Below are 22,471 nucleotides of genomic sequence, written 5' to 3' on the forward strand. Positions count from 1 at the left end.
TTCTCCACGGGATGTCGGGAGAGTATGCTGGTGTCACTAGTATACGGAGTTTTGCCCCTGACGCCTGATTTCGGGGTGGGAATGCCCCAGCGAACGCTCCGACCGAGAAGTGCCACCAAGGAGCAGCATGTCCACGCAGACCACGCACCGTGTCCACGGCGCGACCCATCCGGCGGCGACCGGTGTGTGGATTGCCCTGTTCTCCTCAGCCGTGTTCGGTATTTCGGGATCGTTCGCCACCTCGCTCCTCGAGGCCGGGTGGAGCAGCGGGGCCGCCGTGGCCGCCCGGATGCTCGGGGCCTTCCTGGTCCTGCTGGTGCCGACCCTCCTGGTGCTGCGAGGTCGGTGGGAATCGGTGGCCGCAAACTGGAAACCGATCCTGCTGTTCGGGGTCTTTGGCGTCGGGATCTGCCAGTTCGCCTACTTCCAGGCGGTCGGTCGCCTCAGCGTCGGGGTGGCCCTGCTGCTCGAGTACATGGCACCGGTGCTCATCGTCCTGGCCTTGTGGGCCCACACCCGGAGGGTGCCGCGGGTGCTGACCATCGCCGGTACCGTGGCCTCCCTGGCCGGGCTGGTGCTGGTCCTGGACCTGACCGGGCCGCAGCGCGTCGACCCGATCGGTGTCCTCTGGGGACTCGGGGCCGCCGTGGGCCTGGCCGTCTACTTCTTCGTCACCGCCAAGGCCAACGAGTCGCTGCCTCCGCTAGTGCTGGCGACCGGCGGGCTGCTGGTCGGCGCAGTGCTGATGTTCTTGCTCGGCGCGACGCGCCTGCTGCCCTTCACCGCGACGTTCGGCCCGGTGGGTTTTGCCGGATTCGAAACCCCGTGGTGGGTGGCGTTGGCCGGATTGGTCATTCTGGCGACCGTGCTGGCCTACGTCTCGGGCATCATGGCGGCACGGTCCCTGGGGTCCAAGGTCGCCTCGTTCATCTCCCTGACCGAGGTGCTCTTTGCCGTGCTGTGGGCCTGGCTGCTGCTGGGGCAGTTGCCGGCTCCCATCCAGTTGCTCGGCGGTGTCGCCATCGTCGGTGGGGTCCTCCTGGTGCGGGCAGACGAGCTCAAGGGCCTGTGATCTGGGGTTCGAATCCCCGGGCGGCTTCCGCTACATCCATTTGCTGCGCTTGAAGACCCAATACAGGACGGCGGCAAAGCCCACCATGAGGAGGATGGCCAGGGGGTAGCCGAAGGCCCAATGCAGCTCGGGCATGACGTCGAAATTCATGCCGTACACGGCGGCGACCAGGGTGGGTGCAAAGAGGATGGCGGCCCAACCGGAGATCTTCTTCATGTCCTCGTTCTGGCGCTGGGCCACGAGGGTCGAATTCACGTTCAGGATCTGCGACAGCGCGTCACGGAGTTCTGCGACGCGGGCATCCGCGCGCATGAGGTGGTCCGAGACATCCTGGAGGTACGCCTGCAGCTCCCCGGGGATGCCGTATTTGCCGAAGCCCGCCTGCAGGGACTGCAACACCTCCGTCAGGGAGGACGTCGCGTGCTGCATGTCGATGACCTCCTGGCTCAGTCGGTAGATCCGTTCGGCGACTGCCGCGTCGCCGCTGAACACCTGGCGTTCGATCTGCTCCTTGTCGATCGCCAATCCACGAAGGACTGGCGCATAGCCGTCGACGACGGCGTCCAGGAGCCGGTAGACGACGGCCTCGGGGCCCAGCTTCAGCAGATGGGCCTCCGAAAGCATGGTGCGCTCCCGGCGGTCGGCGTTCATGACCTCGTTCTCGTCGAAGTTCCTTCCGTCGGTGCCGTCGATCCATCGATCGTCCTGGCAGAGGACGGCGACCGCGCCGGGGCGGACCAATAGGTGGAACTCCGCGAAGTCGACCTCTTCTGTCTCGTCGATGTACCGCGCAGAGCGGACCACCAGGAACAGGGTGTCGCCGTAGCGCTCGAGCTTCGGACGCTGGTGCGCGTGCAGCAGGTCCTCCACCAGCAGAGGGTGCATCCCCCAGGCCTCGGCCAATTCCATGACGGCACCGGAGGTGGGCGCGGGATAGAAGAACATGGCCATGTTGCCGGGGGCCGATTCCGCGAAGTCCAAGCCGTCGGCGACCGTTGCCCCGGATGGCCCCTCGGAGGGCTGCCCATCGGTGACATACCGGGTCAGACGTGGCGGTTCGGGTGCTTCCGCGACTCCGGCGGGGGACGCCCGGCGGCGCAGGCGTTCCTTGCGACCGGTTGGCTTCGCTTCGCCTCGACGTTCAAACACTGATTCTCCTCCACGGCATGATGGGTGCTGCCCTTCAGGTTACGGGTCGCGAAGCCCGCCGTCCTGCGCCTTCCTGGCGGGTCCGGCTTTTGCGCCTGCGACGGATCCCAGCGACGGGGCAATTGGGGGTCCATCCGGGTCCAACTACCCTTGACGCCGCTGTCGGCGAAGTCCAGACTGGTTGCACATGGCGCAAAGTTGCGCACCATGCGCAACGATTGGCACGACGCCGGCGCCGGGATCCGATCAGGGAGTGATCATGTCCGAGGCCACCGATACAGGCGCATTCCACACGTCCAGCACGGGCTCCACCGTCAATCCGAACCCCGCGATCACGTTGTATACGCGATTGCGCAAATCCCCCTACTTCTGGAAGTCCCGGGAGCATGGCGTCGCTGCCTACAGCGTCTACAACCACACCTACCACCCGCGCCACTACGGCGATCCTGTCTCCGAATACTGGTCCCTGCTCAACGACGTCACCCTGTGGGACGTCGGCGTGGAACGGCAACTGGAGATCAGCGGACCGGATGCCTTCGACTTCACCAACTATCTGATCCCGCGCGACCTGGGCCAGTGCGCCGTCGGACAGTGCAAGTACGTCTTCATCACCGCTGCCGATGGCGGAATCGTCAACGACCCGATCCTGCTGCGCGTGGAGGAGGACCGGTTCTGGCTCTCGCTCGCCGACAGCGATGTCCACCTCTGGGCCATGGGACTGGCCCACGCCGGGAAGTGGAACGTGAGCGTGAAGGAGGTCGACGTCGCCCCCATCCAGATCCAGGGTCCCAAGGCGAAGGGTCTGATGAGCGACCTCTTCGGCGAGGACATCCTGGATCTGGGCTACTACTACCTGCAACGCCGGACGCTGGGGGACCTCTCCGTCGTCGTCTCCCGCACCGGATACACCGGTGAGACCGGGTATGAGATCTACCTGGAGAACGCCAGCCGCGACGGCGGAAAACTCTGGGACATGGTCTGGGCAGCCGGGCAGGCTCATGACCTGCGGGTCATCGGCCCCTGCCACATCCGCCGCATCGAGGCCGGCATGCTGGCCTTTGGCTGCGACATCACCTTGGACACCAACCCGCTGGAGGTCGGCTACGACTACAACTGGATGGTCAACCTGGACCAGGAGGCGGATTTCGTCGGCAAGGAGGCCCTGGGTCGCATCCGTGCCGAGGGCATCAGCCGGCTCATGGTCGGACTGGAGATCGACGGCCCGCCGCTGGGCAGCTACAACGACGGTTCCATGATCGAGCCGTTCCCCGTCTCCGAGGCCGGAGGCGACGAACTCGGGCAGGTCACCAGTGCCTGCTTCTCGCCCCGTTTGGAGCGCAATATCGGCTTGGCCATGGTGCCGATCGGACTCAGCGCCGAGGGCACCACCGTTGCGGTCCACACCCCCGAGGGCGTTCGCCAGGGCGTGGTGGTGCGCAAGCCGTTCATCGACCCGACCAAGGAGACGCCCAAGGCCTGAACCAGCGGCCACCAGCGGAGGAGAAGAGCATGGACCAGCCCACGGAACCCACGTCCCTGCCCGAACGGGCCGAGATCGTCATCATCGGCGCCGGGATCGTGGGCAGTTCACTGCTCAAGCACCTCGCCGCGGCCGGGAAGCGTGACCTGCTGATGATCGAGCAGGGCCCGCTTCCCGACCCCGGAGGCTCCACCGGCCACGCCTCCAACTTCATCTTCCCCGTCGACCACCACCGCAACGTCACCGAGCTGACCGTGGAATCCATGCGCCAGTTCCAGGACCTCGGCGTGCTGGACACCTGCGGGGGCATCGAGGTCTCCCGCGACGACGCCGGCCAGGAGGAGTTGCGCCGCCGCCTATCCTCGGCGAAATCCTGGGGCGTCGACGCCGAGCTCATCAGCCCGGAGCGCGTCGGCGACCTGGTCCCGATGGTGGACACCTCGCTGATCACCGGCGGATTCCACACCCCCTCGGCGGCCGTCGTCGACCCGGTGCGCGCCGGACGGCTCCTGCGCCGGTCAGCACTCGACGCCGGGGCAGCCCGGATCGTCGACAACATCGAAGTCACCGGCCTGCTCACCGCGCAACCAGCCTCCGGGGGCCCTGCCCGCATCACCGGGGTGCGCACGACCGCCGGCGACGTGGCCACGGAGAACGTCGTCATCGCCTGCGGGGTCTGGTCCCCCAAGATCGGCGCCCTGGCCGGTGCCCACATCCCGCTGACCCCCGCCGTGCACCAGATGATCAACCTCGGCCCACTCGCCGACTTCGTGGCCAGCGGCGTGGAAATCGGCACACCGATCATCCGCGACATGACAGCCAAGATGTACGAACGCCAACGCTGGGGCGAGCTGCAGATCGGCTCCTACGCGCACCGCGGGATACTGCACGACGCCGAATCCCTGGCGCGGGTGGGCACTGTGCCCCTCTCGCCCACCCAACTTCCGCTCAGTGAAGCCGACTTCGCCGACCCGCTGGAACACGCCCGGCAGCTGTTCCCGGTGCTGCGCGACCCAGCGCTGCAACGCACCCTGGCGATCGACGGGCTGCTGTCGCTGACCCCGGACGGCGGGGCGCTGCTGGGACCCACAGCGGAGGTCGACGGGCTCTGGTCGGCGTCCGCCGTCTGGATCCGTGAGGCCCCGGCGGTCGGGAAGTACCTGGCCCAGTGGATGACCGAAGGCTCGGCCGAGGTCGACCTCCACGCGGACGACATCTCCAGGTTCCACCCCGCCCAGCGCACGCGCTCCTACGTGCGGGCCCGCGCCACCGAGGCCTTCCCGAAGACGTACGGAATCGTCCACCCGCGCGAACAGTACGCCAGCGCCCGCGGGCTGCGGAGCTCGCCGATCCACCCCCGGCATGTGGAAAACGGCGCAGAATTCTTCGAGGCCGCCGGTTGGGAGCGCCCCCAGTGGTTTGCCTCCAATGACGACCTGCTCGAGGAATTCGGGGACGCCGTGCCGCGGCGCGCGCACGAATGGGACGCCCGCTGGCACTCGCCGATCAGCGTGGCCGAGCACTTGTGCCTGCGTGATCGGGGAGCGCTGATCGACCTGTCGGCCTTCGCCCAATTCGACGTCGCCGGTCACGGAGCCACGGACTTCCTGCAATCGCTGGCCATGGCCCAGGTCGACCGGCCGGTGGGGCGGATCATCTACACCCCGCTGCTGGATCCCCGCGGCGGCTTCCGCTCCGACCTCACCCTGGTGCGTTTGGGCACGGGGCACTACCGGGTCATCACCGGTGCCGGTGATGCCGGTCGGGACTACGCGTGGCTGCGCCAGCACCTGCCCGCGGACCGTTCGGTCCACCTGGCCGACCTGACGTCGGCGACGGCGACCGTCGGACTCTGGGGCCCACGGGCGCGTGACGTGTTGTCGGCGGTGAGCGCCGATGATGTCTCCGACGCGGGCTTCGGTTTCGGCACGGCACGGAATATCACTGTCGGTGACATCCCGGTCCTGGCGCTGCGCATCTCCTACGTGGGCGAGCTGGGTTGGGAACTGCACACCAGCGTGGACCAGGGTCTGCGGCTCTGGGACGCGCTCGCCGAGGCCGGACGACCCCTCGGAATCCGTCCGGCGGGGATCGGTGTCTACGGGACCAGCGCGCGTCTCGAAAAGGGGTACCGGTTGATGGGGGCAGAACTCTCCGCCGACTACAACCCGGTCGAAGCCGGTTTGGCACTCCCGCGGGTCAAGGACGCGGAGTTCATCGGGAAGGATTCCTACCTGCGGGCACGGGAGGGCGACCCCGCAGCGGTGCTCTGCACCCTGGGTCTGGATGCCCAGCCTCCGGAGGCCGGCCCGGCACGCTTCCCCACCGGCAACGAACCGATCCTGGACTCCGCGGGCAACGTCATCACCGATGCGCGGGGACGCCGCTCTTATGTCACCAGCGCCGGTGACGGCCCGTCAGTCGGCAGCTACCTGTTGATGGCCTACCTGCTGCCGGACCAGGCGCGGGAAGGAAACCGCCTGCAGGTCGAATACTTCGCCCGGCCTTATCCGGTCACCGTCCTCAGCGCCGGCCGCGCTCCGGTGTTCGACCCGGAAAACCTCCGGATGAAGGGTTGAGCCATGTCCCCGTGCGCGGTCAAACTGCACGATTCCTGCTGGTAGCGTGATCGCCATGACGGCACAAAGCGAACGCGTGAGCAGAGGCGGGATCCAATCGGTGGATCGTGCCGCCGTCGTGTTGGAATTCCTGGCCCGCGAAGGAGCCAGTACCGTCAGTTCGGTCGGTCAGGAACTCGACGTCCACAAGTCGACGGCGTTCCGCATCCTCAACACGCTGCTGGACCACGGACTGGTGGAACAGCGTTCCGACAGTGCGGAGTACCAGTTGGGGGAGGGCCTGGTGCGGTTGGCCCAAGCCGTTCCCGTCACCCACAGTTTCAACCCGCGGGTCCATGAGGCCTGCGTCTGGCTGGCCGGTGAATGCGGGGAAACCGTCACCTTGAATGTGACCGAAGGCGGGGAGTCGGTCACCATCGACCAGATCCTTCCCACGTCTTCGGTGGTCAGCCGCAGTTGGCTGGGTCGGCGCACTCCGCTGTACTGCACGTCGCCGGGCAAGGTGTCGCTGGCGTTCCAGGACGAAGCTGCGCGAGGACAATTGCTGGCGGGCAGGCTGAAGCGGTACACGCCGGCGACGATCACCGACCGCCAGATACTCGCCGCCGAACTGGAGTCCACCGCGGAGCGCGGCTATGCGCTCGCCCTGGAGGAGTTCGAGGAGGGACTCAGCTCGGCGGCGGCCCCGGTGTTCGGGGCCGACGGCTCCATGATCGGCCAAATCGGTGTCGCCGGCCCCTCCTATCGGCTCGGCGAAGACGCCTTGGCCACAACGATTCTGCTGGTGCAGGAAGCCGGGCGTCGGGCGTCCGCCTAGGGCTGCCGCCCAAGAATTCGTGCTGCTTTCAGTTCCGGTTCCGGTCGTTCGGCGTCATAGTAGAAGGATGCATATCGACATCCGGAAACTGGTCCCCCACGGGCCGTGAACGAGGAGTAGACCGTGAAGTTCATGCTCATCATGCGCGCCACTGAATCTGGTTACAAGGAATACGAGGCAGCTGACTTCACCGTCGTCATCACCGCCATCGGCAAGTACAACGATGACTTGATGAACGCCGGTGTCCTCCTCACGGGTGAAGGTTTGGCCGACGATCTCGGCATGGCCTTCGTCGTCGACTTCGACGCCGAGCAGCCGGTCGTGACCGATGGCCCCTACGGCGAGGTCCACGAACGCTTCAGCGGCTTCTGGATCATTGAGACGACCACGCGGGCTGAAGCCGTTGAATGGGCCAAGCGCGCGCCGCTGATGCGCGGATGGAAGTTGGAAGTCCGTCGGCTCGACGAGATGGCCGATATCGCGGGGTCGGAGAGCCACGAGTAGCTCAAGCAAGAAGACGGCCGGTGGGGCGAACAGGCCGCACCGTTCGACGCGAGCCACCGGAGTGGGGCGAGCGCCTCAATGAGACGGCCGATGAGGGGCGCTCGTATACACTCCACAGGCTGAATCTCGCTTTCGCGCCCACGGTCGTACGACTCTCACTTGCTGAGAACGAACATGCCGTCCGGGGCATCGATCGGCTCCGGGGTTCCCGCCGCAGCGAAAACGCTGACGGACCATGGTGAATCGGCTTCGAAGGTGCCGAGATGCCAATCTGCATGTCGGTGTTCCAAGGTCAGGTTGGTAGTTGCCGCCGCCGCGGCGTCCTGGTCCGCCGGACCGCCGGGTCTTCCCGTGGTCGTCCCGATCACGAGCAAGCCGCCCGGGGCCAAGACGCCTTCAACACAGGCAAACACCGACGGCAGCTCGCCCGCAGGGATGAACGACGGGACATTGCCGGACAGGAGAACGACGTCGTAGGAGGCAGGGAGGCCGCTGCGTTCCAGCTGGGTTGATGTCGCCTGAGCGGCGGAGAGGAGCCGGAACCACGCCGGGTCGTGGAGTTCCCGGGCGACCCGGAGGACCGTTTCCGTGGGGTCGATCCCGTAGGCTTCGTGGCCACGTGCCCGAAGGCCGCCGACCGTGGCGCCGATGCCGCATCCGATATCCAAGATGCGCGCCGCCCGCCGACTGAGCATGTCCACGAAGCGTACGTCGACTTCCAGGTCCGTACCGGACTCGACGTGTTTCCTCATTTTGGCGGCGTAGCGACCGTAGTCCCGTTGTTCGCTCATGGTCCGAGTCTTGCATGCAGGTGTCGGAGGAGGGCGGGGCTACTCGGGCAGGTGCGGCGTGGACCGGCCGGCAGGGGTGGTTCCGTCGCCCGCGCCATCAAGATCCGCCCGCTGTCGGCCGGCGCCCTTGACCCAGATCCGATAGGCGATCACCAGCAGGACGATCCACGCGGCTCCCACATAGAGTGCGGTCCGGGTGTCCTCGAAGAAGCCCAGCACCACCAGGACCAGCACCATGAAGGCCAGCGCCGCATAGCTGGCGACCCGCCCTCCGGGCACCGGGAAGGCCGAGGGGGCCGCGCCGTCACGGGCCTGTTCACGTTTCATGGCGATGTGGGCCAGCAGGATCATGATCCAGACCCAAACGGTGGCGAAGCTGGCGATCGACGCGATGACCAGGAAGATCTTTTCGGGGATGACGGCGTTGAGGACCACTCCGATGAGCAGGGTGCAGCCCATGATGGCGGCGGTTAGCAGGGGCACCCCGTTCTTGGAGACCCGGGCGAACGCCGGGGGAGCCTGCCCCTGTTGGGCCAGCCCGAAGAGCATCCGTCCGGCACTGAAGATATCCGAGTTGATGGCGGAGACCGCGGCGGTGATGACGACGACGTTGAGGATCGAGGGTGCTGCCGGGATGCCGAGTTGGGCGAAGATCGTCACGAACGGGCTGCCCTCGGAGCCGATCTTGTCCCAGGGGAACAAGGACATGATCACGGCCAGGGTCCCCACGTAGAACAGCAGGATGCGCAGGGGCACGGTGTTGATGGCCTTCGGGATGCTGTGCCCGGGATCGTTGGCCTCACCGGCGGTGATGCCGATGGTCTCGATGCCGCCGAAGGCAAAGACGACGACGGCGAGGGAGGCGATGATCCCGCCCACGCCATGGGGCATGAACCCGCCGTGCTGGATGAGGTTCTGCGGGCCCACTGCCGCCTCGGCCTGCATCTGGAACCCGAAGACCATCAGGGCGATTCCGCCGAAGATCATCGCGAGGATGGCCACCACCTTGATGAGCGAGAGCCAGAATTCCATCTCGCCGAACACCTTCACGCGCATCGTGTTCAACCCGGCGATGACGAAGATGATCGCCAGGATCCAGATCCAGCGCGGGACGTCGGGGAACCAGAACCCCATGTAGACGCCGAAGGCCGTGACGTCGGCCAAGGCCACGATCGCCATTTCGAAGGCGAAGGTCCAGCCGGTGATGAAGCCGGCGAGTGGACCCAGATAGCGGCTGGCGTACTGGCCGAAGGAGCCGGGGACGGGGTGGCGCACCGCCATTTCGCCCAGTGAACGCATCACCACGAAGACGGCCGCGCCCGCAACGACGTAGGCCAGCAGGACGGCTGGCCCCGCCTTCTGGATGGCTTCCGCCGACCCGTAGAACAGGCCGGTTCCGATCGCCGAGCCGAGGGCGATGAAGTGGATGTGCCGGGCGCTCAGGCCGCGGGTGAGGCCACGGGGGGCTGGGGAAGTAGTCATGGCGGCCTCAAGAATACTGCGTTTCGTTCTGAACCCGGGCGTCTGCCTACTTGCCGAAGCCGCGCAAGCGCAGGCTGTTGAGCACCACCAGCACCGAACTGGCTGCCATCGCGGCGCCGGCGAGCATCGGGTTGAGCAGCCCGAACGCGGCGACCGGGATGCCGATGGTGTTGTAGAGGAACGCCCAGAACAGGTTCGTCTTGATCGTGCCCAGCGTCCTGCGGGAGAGCTCGATCGCCTGCGGGATCTGGGCCAGGTCGTTGCCCATGACCGTGATGTCCGCTGCGGCGATGGCCACGTCGGTGCCCGAACCCATGGCCAGCCCCAGGTCGGCCTGGGCCAGGGCGGGGGCGTCGTTCACGCCGTCGCCGACCATCGCCACCACGGCCCCTGCGGCCTGCAGCTCGGCGACCTTGTCCACCTTGCCGGACGGCAGGACCCCGGCGAACACGTCCGCCGGTGCGATGCCGACCTCGGCGGCCACCAGGCGGGCAACCTCGGCATTGTCGCCGGTCAGCAGCACCGGGCGGAGCCCGAGCGAGCGCAGGCGTTCGATGGCCGCGGGGGAGCTGGCGCGGATGGTGTCGCGCAACCCGATGACCCCCACGGAGGCACCGTCCACGGCGACGAGCACCGCCGTCGTGCCTTGTTGTTGGGCCTTTCGGAGTGCCGACAGGGCGGCCCCGTCGGGTTCGGCGCCGTTCTCCCGTAGCCAGGCGGGTTGCCCGGCGAGGACGACGGCGGTGCCCACCGTGGCGCGCACACCGCCGCCGGGGGAGGAGGTGAAGTCGGCGACCGTGGGGGCCGGTGCGCCGGGGCGTTCGGCCGCGGCGGCCGTGATGGCCTGGGCGATGGGGTGTTCGGAACCGGATTCGGCGGCACCGGCCAGGGCCAGGAGCTCGTCCTCGCCGAGGGCGCCGGTGGCGATGACGTCCGTGACCGCGAGGCGGCCCTCGGTGACGGTTCCGGTCTTGTCCAGCAGGACGGTGTCGACCCGGCGGGTGTCCTCGAGGACCTCGGGGCCGCGGATGAGGATGCCCAGCTGGGCGCCGCGGCCGGTGCCGACGAGCAGGCCGATGGGGGTGGCCAGGCCCAGGGCGCAGGGGCAGGCGATGACCAGCACCGAGACGGCAGCGGTGAAGGCGGACTGCACGTCGCCGGTGAACACCAACCAGAGGATGAACGTGACCACGGCAATGGCCAGCACGATCGGCACGAACACCGCGGAGATCCGATCGGCCAGCCGGGCGATCGGTGCCTTGCCGGTCTGCGCGTCGGAGACCAGGCGGCCCATCTGGGCCAGCGTGGTGTCGGCGCCGACCCGGGTGGCGCGGATGAGCAGCCGGCCGGAGGTGTTGATGGTGGCGCCGGTGACGGTGTCGTCCACCCCGACCTCGGTGGGTGCGGATTCGCCGGTGATCAGCGAGGTGTCGATGGCGGAGGCGCCCTCGAGGATGTAGCCGTCGGTGGCGATCTTCTCGCCGGGACGCACCACGATCTCGTCGCCCGGCACCAGCTCGGCGGTCGGGACACGGACCTCGACGCCGTGACGCAGCACGTTCGCTTCCTTGGCGCCCAGGCTGAGCAGGGTCTTCAACGCGTCGCCGGCCGAGGCCTTGGCGCGGGCCTCCAGCCAGCGGCCGAGCAGCAGGAAGGTCGCCACGACGCCCGCCGTCTCGAAGTAGAGCTGGTGGTCGGCCATGTCCATCGCGGACCCGTGGGCCGTCAGGGCCGGATCGATGACCAGCTGCCAGAGGGAGAAGAGGTAGGCGGCCAGCACGCCGATCGACACCAGGGTGTCCATGGTGGAGGAGAGGTGCCGGGCGTTCACTGCCGCGGCACGGTGGAACGGCCAGGCCGACCACCAGGTCACCGGGGTCGCCAGGACCAGCGCCACCCAGCCCCAGTGCGGGAACTGCAGCGCCGGGACCATGGAGATCAGGAACAGCGGGATGGTGAAGATGGCGCCGACGATGAGGCGGGGACGCAGCTCGTCCGCCGTGCCGCCGTGGTTCATGTGGTCGGCGTGGTCCTCGGGGTGTCCGGGGTCGTCAGGGTGATGGCCGCCGCCGTGTCCCGTGCCCGCGTGCGGGTCGGCCTTCACCCGGGCACCGTAGCCGGCGGCCTGGATGGTCTCGAGCAAGTCGGTGTCGCTGACTCCCGCCGGGGCGGTCACCCGCGCGGATTCCAGTGGCAGGTTGACGTTGGCCTGCACGCCTTCGATCTTGCCGAGCTTGCGTTCGATCCGCCCCACGCACGAGGCGCAGCTCATCCCCTGGATGTCCAGGTCGATGACCCGGGATCCGTCGGTGGTGAGGGCTTCGTGGCGTTCCATGCGGTGGTGCTCCTTCGACAAGGGTGGGGGAGTGGGGGATCCGGTGGCGTCGGCCAGGATCAGGCGTTGTTGCCGACCACCGTGTAGCCCGCCTCGGCGACGGCCTCGGAAAGGGTTGCCTCGCTGAGGGGGCCCGAGGATTCCACGGTCGCGGTCGAGATGCCGCCGGCGTTGAGATCGACGTCGACCTTCGAGACGCCGTCGATCCCCGTGATCTCCTCGGTGACTGAGGCGACGCAGTGTCCGCAGGTCATGCCGTCGATGCTGATGGTGGTGGTGTTCATGATGATGCTCCCTCGGGGGTGTTGGCGGTCAGGGTGGGCGGCTCAGCGCAGCAGGCGGCCAATGGCTGCCGATGCCTCGCGGACCTTGTCGTTGACGATCTCCGGGTTGCCGGTCTCCAGTGAATCCTGGGCGGCCCCGACCACGCAGTGGCCGATGTGCTCTTCGACCAGGCCGAGGCTCACCTTGTGCAGGGCGGCGTTGACCGCGGAGATCTGCGTGAGGATGTCGATGCAGTACTTCTCCTCATCGACCATGCGGGCGATCCCGCGCACCTGCCCCTCGATGCGGCCGAGCCGCTTGAGCAGTGCCGTCTTGTCGGCGGTATAGCCGTGCTCGCGGTGTTCGTCGGTGGTGGTCGTCGCGGTGTCCATGGTCCGAACATATACCCCGGTGGGGTATGTCGTCAAGTACCCCCGAGGGGTATCAAGGCGGGATGACGACGGCGGGGTGGCCCCGCCGTCGTGCCCCGGGTCACCCCTGGGGCGGGAACGGTGTCGGAGGGCCGGTGGTGCGGGCCGCGTTGCTATGCTGGCTGGCGTGACATCCACCCAGCTTTCGGTCCGCCAGATCCCCGCCGACGACCACTTGGCCCACCTCGCCTCCCACCGCGAGGCCAGCTTCATGCAGTTGCCGGCCTGGGCGCGCGTCAAGGGCGAATGGCGCCCCGAGTACCTCGGCTGGTTCGACCCCACCGGCACCCTGCGGGCCTCGGTGCAGGTCCTGCACCGCCCGGTCCCGAAGCTCAAGTACACGCTGGCGTACCTGCCCGAGGGGCCGGTCGCTGACTGGAACGAGGTGGATCCGGGCGACGTCACCGCCCCGATGCTGGCCCACTTCAAGGCCACCAAGGTGTTCCTGGTCCGCATGGGCCTGCCCGCCGTGGAGCGCAGCTGGGCCGCTGGGGTGGTGCGCAAGGCGCTCTCCGCCGGAGGTCATTCGCTGATGACCGAGCTCGACCCGCTGCACACCGATTCCCGCGCCGTGGCGCTCGCCGACGCCCTGCGCTCCGAGGGCTGGACCAAGCAGGAGGTCAGCGAGGACTTCAACGCCGGGCAGCCCGAATTCCAGGCACGCATCCCGCTGGTCGGCGCCGACGGCGAGGCGCTGGACGTCGACGGCGTGTTGGCGCAGATGAACCAGAACGCCCGGCGCGAGACCCGCAAGGCGGCCGCCGGCCCGCTCGAGGTCCAGGTCGGCGGCGTCGAGGACGTCGAACGATTCCACGCCCTGTACCGGGAAACTGCCGAGCGCGACGGGTTCACCGGGCGGCCCGCCAGCTACTTCACCACCATGTTCAACGCCCTGAACGAGCACGCCCCCGGCACCTGCACCCTCTACTTCGCCGTGCATGAAGGCCGCGACCTGGCCTCGGCCATCCGCGTCTCCAGCGGCCAGGGTGCCTGGTACGTCTACGGCGCCTCCTCGGCGTCCGAGCGCAAGCTCTTCGCCCCCAAGGCGCTGATCCACCGGATGATCACCGACTCGCTGGCCGACGGCTGCGTGTTCCTGGACCACGGCGGCGTCTCCGCCACGCTGGACAAGGAACACCACCTGGCCGGGCTCACGCTGTTCAAGACGACCCTGGGCTGCAATGTCGTGCAGACGCTGGGGGAGTGGGACAAGCCCCTGAACAAGCCGATGACCGCCGCCTTCAACCTCTACATGCGGGCCCGCAACCGCCACTGAGCCGGAGGGTACCGCCCTCAGGGCTTCCGGCATAGAGTGGCTCCATAGGCACCGACACCGGGAGGCAGCAATGGGCGATTACCGCGCTTACACCGACGAGGAAAAGGCCAGCTATCTGGCCCCCGCGTGCAATTCGTGCGGCCAGCACCGCCATATTGTCTGGGAGGAGAAGGGGGCCGGGGCCGCCCATTGGGTTCCCCGCGACGCCGGTTGCTCCAACGAGGCCTGCACCGCCTGAGCGGCTGGCTACCCTGCCTGCTCCATCCACATGAGTTCCCAGACGTGCCCGTCCGGATCGGTGACCGCCGATCCGTACATGCCGGGCATCTCCTCGGCCGGTTCGCGGTAGATGGCTCCGCCGTTCTCGACGGCGGCGGCCGTCAGCCGGTCGACCTCTTCGCGTGAATCGCAGCTGAAACCGAGCAGCGACTCCTTGGTCCCGTGGCCGAACGACGCGGTGTCGCCGCCGCGCAGGAACGTCTCGTAGAATCCCGCGGTCAGCGACATCAGCCAGACCTGGGGCGTGATGAACCGTGCGGTGGCCTGCTCGTTGGAGAAGCCGGGGTTCTTCTCGAAGCCGAGCGCCGCGTAGAACGTGTCCGCTGCGGCGAGGTCGTTGGTCGGCAGGCTGATGAACGTATTGCGGCCCATGGCAGGGTCCCCGTCTCTGGCGTGCCGTGGTCTGTCCTCCGGCACTGGTGTGGCAGATCCTTCCACTCCGGGTTCCGCACGGCAAGGGCAGTTCGGGGGCCATGTGGAGGGTTCCACCCCGGGGCGCGCACCCCTAGACTGTGGCGTAGGCCACGGACGTGGCCAGTCTCCAGGTGAGGGCGGTACGTCCCCCGGAGACAGGCACCAGACACGGGAGTGGTGGGAATTGATGATCGCACCCTCGCCGGCATCGCCGGCGTTGCAGCGATTCGCCGAGCGCGCCCATGCCCTTTTGGCTTCCGGGGGCCTGCCGCCCGGACATCTCGACGACTCGGATTTCCCGCAGTTGAGACCGGTGGTGCACGATTCGTGGATTCGTTCGCTGGCGTTTCTGCGCAACCCGGCTGGGGCCAGCGCCCAGAACTCCATCAGCGACCCGCAGCTGGACGATTTCCGGCGCACCCACCCGTTGGCCGCGGTGATGCCGGTCTTCGACCGCCTGCTGGTCCAGCCCGCCAGGGATACCGGATTACTGGTCGCCATCGGCGATGAGACGGGCCGACTGCTCTGGGTCGAGGGTGACGCGACGGCCCGGAGCGCTGCCGAACGCATGGCCTTCGTTCCCGGAACCGATTGGTCCGAACGATCCGTCGGGACTTCCGCGCCCGGGACGGCGTTGGCCACCGGAACGGGTGTCCAGGTCAGCGGGGCCGAGCACTTCAGCCTCGAGGCCCACCGGTGGAGTTGTTCGGCGGTTCCCATCCACTGCCCACTGACCGGCCGACTCCTGGGTGTGGTCGACCTGACCGGCAATGCCGAGGCGGTGGCCAGCCACTCGTTGGCCCTGTTGCAGGCCGCGGCCGCCGCGGCGGAGGCGCAACTGCGGATCGATGCCCTCGACCTTACGGCTACCCGGTCGTCGCCGCGCCCCGGGCCGGCCGCTCGCGGACAGGACCGGCTGGTCTCATCCGGAGGGCACCCGACGGCTCCACATCTGAAGGTCCTCGGGTACGACGGCGGTTCCCTGGCTTGCGGGGCGATAGGCCGTGAGGTGGGTGGCCGGCACGCCGAGATCCTGGCGCTGCTGGCCTGGCGCCGCGGCGGCTTGGACTCCGGCGAGCTGGCCGACTTGCTCTTCGGCGACGCCGGGCAACAAGTCAGCGTGCGCGCCGAGATGGTTCGACTGCGCAAGGCGCTGGGTCACGAAACGGCAGCGGCGATCGGCCTGGAGTCCAGGCCCTACCGCGTCGGGCCGACGGTCGCGCTGGACGCCCGGGACGTGCTGCGGCACCTGGGGGCAGGTCGCCATCGGGAGGCGCTGGCCGCCTACGCGGGTCCCGTCTTGCCCAAATCCGAGGCTCCGGGGATCGTGGAGATCCGCCGGGAAGTGTCCGGCACGCTGCGGGAGGCCATGCTCAACGATGCCGACCCCGACACCCTCCTGGGCTACTTGGAGCTGCCGGAAGCGGCAGGGGACATCGACGGCCTGCGGACGGCGCTCCAGGTCCTTCCGGCGCGGTCGCCGTCGCGGTCCGTTGTCGTCTCGCGGCTCGAGCGGCTGGAGTTCGAGTTCGGATAGCCGTCGTCCGGCGCAAGTGCAACGTTGGTGCAACCTCTGCGGGCGTAGCGTGATCCACATCACGCAGAACCCGCCCAGGCGGTCCCGGCCACGGTCTGGAACCGCCTAGGGCATCAACAAAGGAGTTGTCATGACCGTCTATGCCGTCCCCGGAACCGATGGGGCACTACTGGACTTCAAGCCCCGCTACGAGCACTTCATTGGCGGTGAGTGGAAGGCCCCCGTCAAGGGCGAGTACTTCGAGAACATCACCCCGGTGACCGGCCAGGTGTTCTGCGAGGTCGGCCGCGGCACTGCCGAGGACATCGAAGCGGCCATTGACGCCGCCGAAGGTGCCGCCCCGGCGTGGGGCCGCACGTCCCCCGCCGAACGCGCCCAGGTGCTGAACAAGATCGCCGACCGCATCGAGGAGAACCTCGAAATGCTCGCCGTCGCCGAAACCTGGGATAACGGCAAGGCCGTCCGTGAGACGCTCAACGCGGACATGCCCCTGGCCGTTGACCATTTCCGCTACTACGCCGGTGCCATCCGTGCGCAGGAGGGAAGGCTCTCGCAACTCGACGAGAACACCACCGCTTACCACTTCCACGAGCCACTCGGTGTTGTCGGGCAGATCATCCCGTGGAACTTCCCCATTCTGATGGCCGTGTGGAAACTTGCCCCGGCACTCGCCGCGGGCAACGCCGTCGTGCTCAAGCCCGCCGAGCAGACTCCCGTGTCGATCCTGGTCCTCATGGAACTGATCGGCGACCTGTTGCCGGCCGGTGTGCTGAACGTGGTCAACGGCTTCGGCCTGGAGGCCGGCAAGCCGCTGGCCTCGAACAAGCGCATCCGCAAGATCGCGTTCACCGGAGAAACCACCACCGGGCGACTGATTTCCCAGTACGCCTCGCAGAACCTCATCCCCGTCACCCTGGAGCTCGGCGGCAAGAGCCCGAACGTCTTCTTCGAGGACATCGCCGCGCAGGACGACGCGTTCTACGACAAGGCGCAAGAGGGCTTCACCATGTTCGCGCTGAACCAGGGCGAGGTCTGCACCAGCCCGTCCCGGGCGCTGGTGCAGGAGTCGATCTACGACCGCTTCCTCACCGACGTCACCGCCCGGACCCAGGCCATCAAGCAGGGCAACCCGCTGGACACCGACACGATGATGGGAGCCCAGGCCTCCAACGACCAGTTGGAAAAGATCCTGTCCTACATCGACATCGGCAAGCAGGAAGGCGCCACGGTCCGCACCGGTGGCGGCCGCGCCGACCTCGGGGGCGACCTGTCGGGCGGCTACTACGTCCAGCCGACGATCTTCGAGGGAGACAACTCGATGCGCATCTTCCAGGAGGAGATCTTCGGGCCGGTCGTCTCAGTGGCCAAGTTCGGCGGCTACGACGATGCGATGAAGATCGCCAACGACACCCTGTACGGCCTCGGCGCCGGAGTCTGGTCCCGCGACGGGTCCACCGCCTACCGTGCCGGGCGTGAGATCCAGGCCGGACGCGTCTGGGTGAACAATTACCACGCCTACCCGGCCCACTCGGCGTTCGGCGGGTACAAGTCCTCGGGTATCGGACGGGAAAACCACCTGATGATGCTGGACCACTACCAGCAGACCAAGAACCTGCTGGTCTCCTACAACCCCAACAAACAGGGTTTCTTCTAAACCGCGCATTTCTCCATTCGATGGCCGCTGGCGTGCGTCGGCAACCTAGCCTGCGCACGCCCACGGCCACTCAACGACAGGAAATACCCATGAGCACCATGAAAGCAGCCATCGTCCGCACGTTCGGCGAAGAACTGGACATCGACACCCTCGAGATCCCCGAGCCCGGCCCCGGCCAGGCTCTGGTGAAGCTGATCGCCTCCGGCGTCTGCCACACCGACCTGCACGCCGCCGGCGGGGACTGGCCCGTCAAACCCAACCTGCCCCTGGTCCCCGGCCACGAGGGCGTCGGCTACGTAGAAAAGGTCGGCGAGGGCGTCACCGAGGTCAAGGTCGGCGACCTCGTCGGCAACGCCTGGCTCGGCAGCGCTTGTGGAAGCTGCGAGTTCTGCGGCACCGGCTGGGAGACGCTGTGCGAGTCGCAGACGAACGGTGGATACTCCACCAACGGATCCTTCGGCGAGTACATGCTGGTGGATGCCAAGTTCGCCGCCCACATCCCCGAGGGCTCCGACCCGTACGAGATCGCGCCCGTTCTCTGTGCCGGAGTCACGGTCTACAAGGGGCTCAAGCGCACTGAGGTCAAGCCCGGACAGTGGGTGGTCATCTCCGGCATCGGCGGGCTCGGCCACATTGCCGTCCAGTACGCCGTCGCCATGGGCATGCGGGTCGCCGCGGTCGACGTCGCCGAGGAGAAGCTGGCCCTGGCCCGCAGCCACGGAGCCGAGGTCACGGTCAACGCATTTGCCGTCGATCCTGCCGAGGCGATCCAGGAGGCCACGGGCGGCGCCCACGGCGTCCTGGTCACCGCAGTGCATCCTGCGGCGTTCGGCCAGGCCATCGGCATGACCCGCCGCGGCGGGACCATCGTCTTCAACGGCCTGCCGCCGGGCGAATTTCCTGCCCCGATCTTCGACATCGTGCTCAAGGGACTGACGATTCGTGGATCGATCGTGGGCACCCGCCAGGACATGATCGAGGCGCTGGAGTTCTACGCCGCGGGCAAGATCAAGCCCACGTTCCACACCCGGCCGCTGGAGGATGTGAACGCCGTCTTCGACGAGATGCGGCACGCCAAGATCGATGGCCGCGTGGTCATCGACTACGTCGGCGCCCCGTAGCCGGCAACCAACGGCAGCCAAGCCATGGCCCGGCAGCGTCGCATGACACTGCCGGGCCGAGGCGTCTGCCCGATCAGGAAGAGAGAACCCCATGGACACGGTGCTTGACGCCCGCCCCACGATCGAGGGCGAGGACTTCACCCGCGTCCGGCTCACCGCGGCGGCCCAAACCCTGCTGCGCTCCCTCTGGGCCCGCCACGGCCCGCTGATGTTCCACCAATCCGGTGGTTGCTGTGACGGTTCGTCGCCCATGTGCTTCCCCGAGGGCGACTTCATCACCGCGGAAGCCGACATCCGCTTGGGCGTCTTCGACCTGCAGGACGACGCCGGTGCGCGCCTGGGAGAGCTCGACTTCTGGATGTCGCGGGAACAGTTCGAGTACTGGAAGCACACCCGGCTGACCGTCGACGTGGTCAACGGGCGCGGTTCCGGGTTCTCCGTCGAGGCACCGGAGGGCAAGCGCTTCCTGATCCGCAGCGAGATCATCGGCGGCTGAGCCCGGCTCCGGCAAGGCTTCCTTCCGCCGCGGGGTCGTCCTACGATGACAGCACGCGTGCGCCCTGTGATCCGGGGCGCCCTGCCTGTTGCGCCGGCCCGGAGGCTTCCGGGCCGACGGCCGGTGGTTTCCCTGGGGGCGGAGCCGCGCGGGACTCCTCGGGGTCCCGCATGTCGCCGCCCGACCTTTCGGGACCACCCCTTCGCGCAGTTGCCGCGCAGGGGATAGGAGAAGGACCCCCATCATGCACCGCACCCAGCTACGTCGACTCCGCACCCTGCTCTACTCCACGGCCGCCGCCCTGGCCCTCGTCGCCGCCGGCGGCGGTCCCGCAACTGCGGCTCCCGCCCCCGCCTCCACCCTCTCGGCGAGCCACGCCATGACCTCGCACGGGGCGGTCGGCAAGCGCCACCATCACCCGCAGCGGATCGACTACGTCAACCTCGGTGACTCGTACTCCGCCGGCTTCGGCTCCGGAAACATCGTCGCCGGCCCCTTCCCGGGGTGCCTGCAGGGCGATGGGCCCACCCACGTGACCCAATTGGCCGCCCGGCCCGGCGTGCGCCTGGTCGCCAACGCCGCCTGCGCCGGGGCGACCCCCTCCGATGTGGCCACCGTTGCCGCGGGCTTGCGGCCGCAACTGGCGGCCGCCGAACTCGTGACGTTGACCCTGGGCGGGAACGACCTGGACTTCGGTGGAACGGTGGCCGCTTGCAGCACGCAGGGGACCGCACCGGCCTGCACCCAGGCCATGGCGGTGGCCCGACGGGCGATGCCGGGAATCACCTCCGATGTGCGCTCCACGCTGCGGCAGGTCGACAGGGCCACCCACGCGCGCATCCTCGTGCTGGGCTATCCGCGGCTGTTCTCGCCGCAGTTCGGAGACAATGCAGTCATCACCTCCAGCAACGCCCGGGCGCTGAACCTGCTCGCCGACCAGCTCAATCGCGCCGTCCGAGCCGGAACCCGGGGTCATGCCAGCTTCGTCCCGGTTGCCCATGCCTACACCTGGCACGGCATCGGGTCCCCGGTCTCCTGGATCCACCTCAACCCGCAGAACCCCGCCGACCCGGTGAACCTGCACCCGACGACCGCCGGATACCTGTACGGCTACTATCCGGCCGTGCTGCGCCACGCCCAGCTGCACCGCTTGGCGCGCTGAACCCACGGCCCGGGACCCGGCTCCGGCCGGGCGCCGGGCCGCCCCCCTGCCTTTCCGGGGTGAAACATGGGCACAATGGGCCCAGGGACCCCCGTGGCTTCCCGATCCTCCGACCGAAAGGCTGACACCATGACCTTCCTTGGCTATTCACTCTGGGACGCGAAAATCTACTCCGGCGGATGGAAGGCGGGGCGGGGCGGCACGTCGAATGCCCTGGAACCGGCCACCGGTGACACGTTGGCCAGCTACGGTGTGGCCTCCCGCGATGACGTCCTCGATGCCTCCCGGGCCGCAGCCGCAGCGCAACAGGAGTGGGCGTCCCGCAAGCCGGAGGAACGCGCGGCCATCCTGCGCCGTGCCGGGGCCCTGTGGGGGGAGCACGCCGCCGAGCTGGACGAGTGGATCGTGAGGGAATCCGGGGGCATTCCCGCCAAGGCCGGCCTGGAAACCCATACGGCGGCCAACGAATGCTACGAGGCCTCGGCGCTTCCCGGCCTGCCCGTCGGTGAGGTGCTCACCACCAATGAGGACCGCTGGTCCTTCGCCCGCCGCCGTCCCGCCGGAGTCGTCTCGGTCATCTCCCCGTTCAACTTCCCGCTCATCCTCGGGATCCGCGCCGTCGCGCCGGCCCTGGCGCTGGGCAATGCCGTGCTCCTGAAGCCCGACCCGCGCACCACGGTCTGTGCCGGGGTGTCGATCATGCGGGTCTTCGAGGAGGCGGGCCTGCCCCCGGGGCTGCTTTCCCTGCTGCCCGGTGGCGCCGACGTCGGTGCTGCCCTGGTCGAGGCGCCCGAGGTGCGGGTCATCGCCTTCACCGGTTCCACTGCTGCCGGTCGGAAGATCGGCGAGTCGGCTGCCCGGCTGCTCAAGCGCGCCCACCTGGAACTGGGCGGGAACTCCGCGATGATCGTGCTGCCCGGGGCCGACCTGGCGAAAGCGGCCTCCGCCGCCGCGTTTGGTTCCTTCATGCACCAGGGCCAGATCTGCATGGCCACCGGCCGGCACCTGGTGCACCAGGACCTCTATGAGGACTATGTTGCCGCCCTGGCCGAGAAGGCCCGGAACCTGCCCATGGGCGACCCGAAGTCGGGCACCGTGGCGATCGGACCGGTCATCGACACCGGCCAGCTGGAACGGATCGACGGCCTCGTCCAAGCTGCGGTGGCCTCCGGCGCACGGCTGGCAGCCGGCGGATCGATCCGCGACGGCTTGTTCTACCACCCCACCGTGCTGGCCGACCTGACGGACGACCAGGACGCCTGGCGCGAGGAGATCTTCGGCCCCGTCGCCCCGGTCCGCAGCTTCTCCACCCTCGACGAGGCAGTGAAGCTGGCCAACGACAGCAGCTACGGGCTCTCCGTCTCGATCCTCGGCGACGTCGGCGAGGCGATGAAGCTGGCCGACCGGCTCGAGTCCGGCAAGGTCCACATCAACGAGCAGACCGTCTCGGACGAACCCAACTCCCCCTTCGGTGGGGTCAAGGACTCGGGCAATGGCGGGCGGATCGGCGGTGCGGCAGCGAACATGGAGGCCTTCACCGAGCTCCAATGGCTGACCATGCGACCGGAGATCGCCCCGTACCCGTTCTGATCCCCGGCCGGCCCCGGCCCCGGCCGCCGCGGCCTCCG

At 68.2% G+C, this 22,471-nt stretch carries 20 protein-coding genes; 13 read left to right on the forward strand and 7 right to left on the reverse strand.

Annotated elements, in window-relative coordinates; genetic code table 11:
- Positions 1 to 127: 127 nt before the first annotated feature.
- The gene (locus ABD088_RS16505; protein ID WP_343903058.1) at positions 128 to 1,072 is read left to right on the forward strand and encodes an EamA family transporter; all 945 of its coding nucleotides are present in this window, start codon (positions 128 to 130) and stop codon (positions 1,070 to 1,072) included.
- Positions 1,073 to 1,102: 30 nt separating this feature from the next.
- Here ABD088_RS16505 and ABD088_RS16510 read toward each other — a convergent pair whose 3' ends face one another.
- Positions 1,103 to 2,221 (reverse strand): magnesium and cobalt transport protein CorA, encoded by a 1,119-nt coding sequence (locus tag ABD088_RS16510; RefSeq protein WP_343903059.1) that lies wholly within the window; start codon positions 2,219 to 2,221, stop codon positions 1,103 to 1,105.
- A 259-nt stretch (positions 2,222 to 2,480) separates the two neighbouring features.
- Here ABD088_RS16510 and ABD088_RS16515 point away from each other — a divergent pair, with 259 nt between their 5' ends.
- The 4 genes from ABD088_RS16515 (at position 2,481) to ABD088_RS16530 (ending at position 7,601) form a co-directional block, all read left to right on the forward strand.
- Positions 2,481 to 3,701, forward strand: coding sequence for a glycine cleavage T C-terminal barrel domain-containing protein (locus ABD088_RS16515; RefSeq protein WP_343903060.1), 1,221 nt, complete (start codon positions 2,481 to 2,483; stop codon positions 3,699 to 3,701).
- A 29-nt stretch (positions 3,702 to 3,730) separates the two neighbouring features.
- Positions 3,731 to 6,280, forward strand: coding sequence for a GcvT family protein (locus ABD088_RS16520; RefSeq protein WP_343903061.1), 2,550 nt, complete (start codon positions 3,731 to 3,733; stop codon positions 6,278 to 6,280).
- 55 nt (positions 6,281 to 6,335) lie between these two features.
- Positions 6,336 to 7,097 (forward strand): IclR family transcriptional regulator, encoded by a 762-nt coding sequence (locus ABD088_RS16525; RefSeq protein ID WP_343903062.1) that lies wholly within the window; start codon positions 6,336 to 6,338, stop codon positions 7,095 to 7,097.
- A 132-nt stretch (positions 7,098 to 7,229) separates the two neighbouring features.
- The gene (locus ABD088_RS16530) at positions 7,230 to 7,601 is read left to right on the forward strand and encodes a YciI family protein (protein ID WP_343903196.1); all 372 of its coding nucleotides are present in this window, start codon (positions 7,230 to 7,232) and stop codon (positions 7,599 to 7,601) included.
- Between the two features lie 155 nt (positions 7,602 to 7,756).
- On the opposite strand, the gene ABD088_RS16535 is transcribed toward ABD088_RS16530, so the two are convergent.
- The 5 genes from ABD088_RS16535 to ABD088_RS16555 are packed head-to-tail and all read right to left on the reverse strand — an operon-like array spanning position 7,757 to position 12,865.
- Positions 7,757 to 8,392: a class I SAM-dependent methyltransferase gene (locus ABD088_RS16535; protein WP_343903063.1), complete on the reverse strand. Its 636-nt coding sequence runs from the start codon at positions 8,390 to 8,392 to the stop codon at positions 7,757 to 7,759.
- A gap of 39 nt (positions 8,393 to 8,431) precedes the next feature.
- Positions 8,432 to 9,874 (reverse strand): amino acid permease, encoded by a 1,443-nt coding sequence (locus tag ABD088_RS16540; RefSeq protein ID WP_343903064.1) that lies wholly within the window; start codon positions 9,872 to 9,874, stop codon positions 8,432 to 8,434.
- 46 nt (positions 9,875 to 9,920) lie between these two features.
- Complete coding sequence (locus tag ABD088_RS16545; RefSeq protein WP_343903065.1) at positions 9,921 to 12,209, reverse strand: heavy metal translocating P-type ATPase; 2,289 nt, start codon at positions 12,207 to 12,209, stop codon at positions 9,921 to 9,923.
- 59 nt (positions 12,210 to 12,268) lie between these two features.
- Positions 12,269 to 12,493, reverse strand: a complete 225-nt coding sequence (locus tag ABD088_RS16550; RefSeq protein WP_343903066.1) for a heavy-metal-associated domain-containing protein — start codon at positions 12,491 to 12,493, stop codon at positions 12,269 to 12,271.
- 42 nt (positions 12,494 to 12,535) lie between these two features.
- Complete coding sequence (locus ABD088_RS16555; protein ID WP_343903068.1) at positions 12,536 to 12,865, reverse strand: metal-sensitive transcriptional regulator; 330 nt, start codon at positions 12,863 to 12,865, stop codon at positions 12,536 to 12,538.
- A 166-nt stretch (positions 12,866 to 13,031) separates the two neighbouring features.
- Here ABD088_RS16555 and ABD088_RS16560 point away from each other — a divergent pair, with 166 nt between their 5' ends.
- Positions 13,032 to 14,180 carry a lipid II:glycine glycyltransferase FemX gene (locus ABD088_RS16560; protein WP_343903069.1) on the forward strand — a complete coding sequence of 383 codons (1,149 nt, stop codon included), beginning with the start codon at positions 13,032 to 13,034 and terminating at the stop codon, positions 14,178 to 14,180.
- A gap of 70 nt (positions 14,181 to 14,250) precedes the next feature.
- Positions 14,251 to 14,418, forward strand: coding sequence for a hypothetical protein (locus ABD088_RS16565; RefSeq protein WP_343903070.1), 168 nt, complete (start codon positions 14,251 to 14,253; stop codon positions 14,416 to 14,418).
- Between the two features lie 8 nt (positions 14,419 to 14,426).
- On the opposite strand, the gene ABD088_RS16570 is transcribed toward ABD088_RS16565, so the two are convergent.
- Positions 14,427 to 14,831, reverse strand: coding sequence for a VOC family protein (locus ABD088_RS16570; RefSeq protein ID WP_343903071.1), 405 nt, complete (start codon positions 14,829 to 14,831; stop codon positions 14,427 to 14,429).
- A 229-nt stretch (positions 14,832 to 15,060) separates the two neighbouring features.
- On the opposite strand from ABD088_RS16570, the gene ABD088_RS16575 reads away from it, so the two are divergent.
- The 6 genes from ABD088_RS16575 (at position 15,061) to ABD088_RS16600 (ending at position 22,433) form a co-directional block, all read left to right on the forward strand.
- Positions 15,061 to 16,410 (forward strand): GAF domain-containing protein, encoded by a 1,350-nt coding sequence (locus ABD088_RS16575; RefSeq protein ID WP_343903072.1) that lies wholly within the window; start codon positions 15,061 to 15,063, stop codon positions 16,408 to 16,410.
- A gap of 130 nt (positions 16,411 to 16,540) precedes the next feature.
- The gene (exaC, locus tag ABD088_RS16580) at positions 16,541 to 18,064 is read left to right on the forward strand and encodes an acetaldehyde dehydrogenase ExaC (RefSeq protein ID WP_343903073.1); all 1,524 of its coding nucleotides are present in this window, start codon (positions 16,541 to 16,543) and stop codon (positions 18,062 to 18,064) included.
- Between the two features lie 89 nt (positions 18,065 to 18,153).
- Positions 18,154 to 19,185, forward strand: coding sequence for an alcohol dehydrogenase AdhP (gene adhP, locus ABD088_RS16585; protein ID WP_343903074.1), 1,032 nt, complete (start codon positions 18,154 to 18,156; stop codon positions 19,183 to 19,185).
- Positions 19,186 to 19,276: 91 nt separating this feature from the next.
- Positions 19,277 to 19,681 carry a DUF779 domain-containing protein gene (locus ABD088_RS16590; RefSeq protein WP_343903075.1) on the forward strand — a complete coding sequence of 135 codons (405 nt, stop codon included), beginning with the start codon at positions 19,277 to 19,279 and terminating at the stop codon, positions 19,679 to 19,681.
- Between the two features lie 244 nt (positions 19,682 to 19,925).
- Complete coding sequence (locus tag ABD088_RS16595; protein ID WP_343903076.1) at positions 19,926 to 20,843, forward strand: SGNH/GDSL hydrolase family protein; 918 nt, start codon at positions 19,926 to 19,928, stop codon at positions 20,841 to 20,843.
- Positions 20,844 to 20,972: 129 nt separating this feature from the next.
- Complete coding sequence (locus ABD088_RS16600; RefSeq protein WP_343903077.1) at positions 20,973 to 22,433, forward strand: aldehyde dehydrogenase family protein; 1,461 nt, start codon at positions 20,973 to 20,975, stop codon at positions 22,431 to 22,433.
- Positions 22,434 to 22,471: the final 38 nt, after the last annotated feature.

The organism is Arthrobacter rhombi (genome assembly GCF_039526245.1).
Classification (GTDB): Bacteria; Actinomycetota; Actinomycetes; order Actinomycetales; family Micrococcaceae; genus Arthrobacter_H; species Arthrobacter_H rhombi.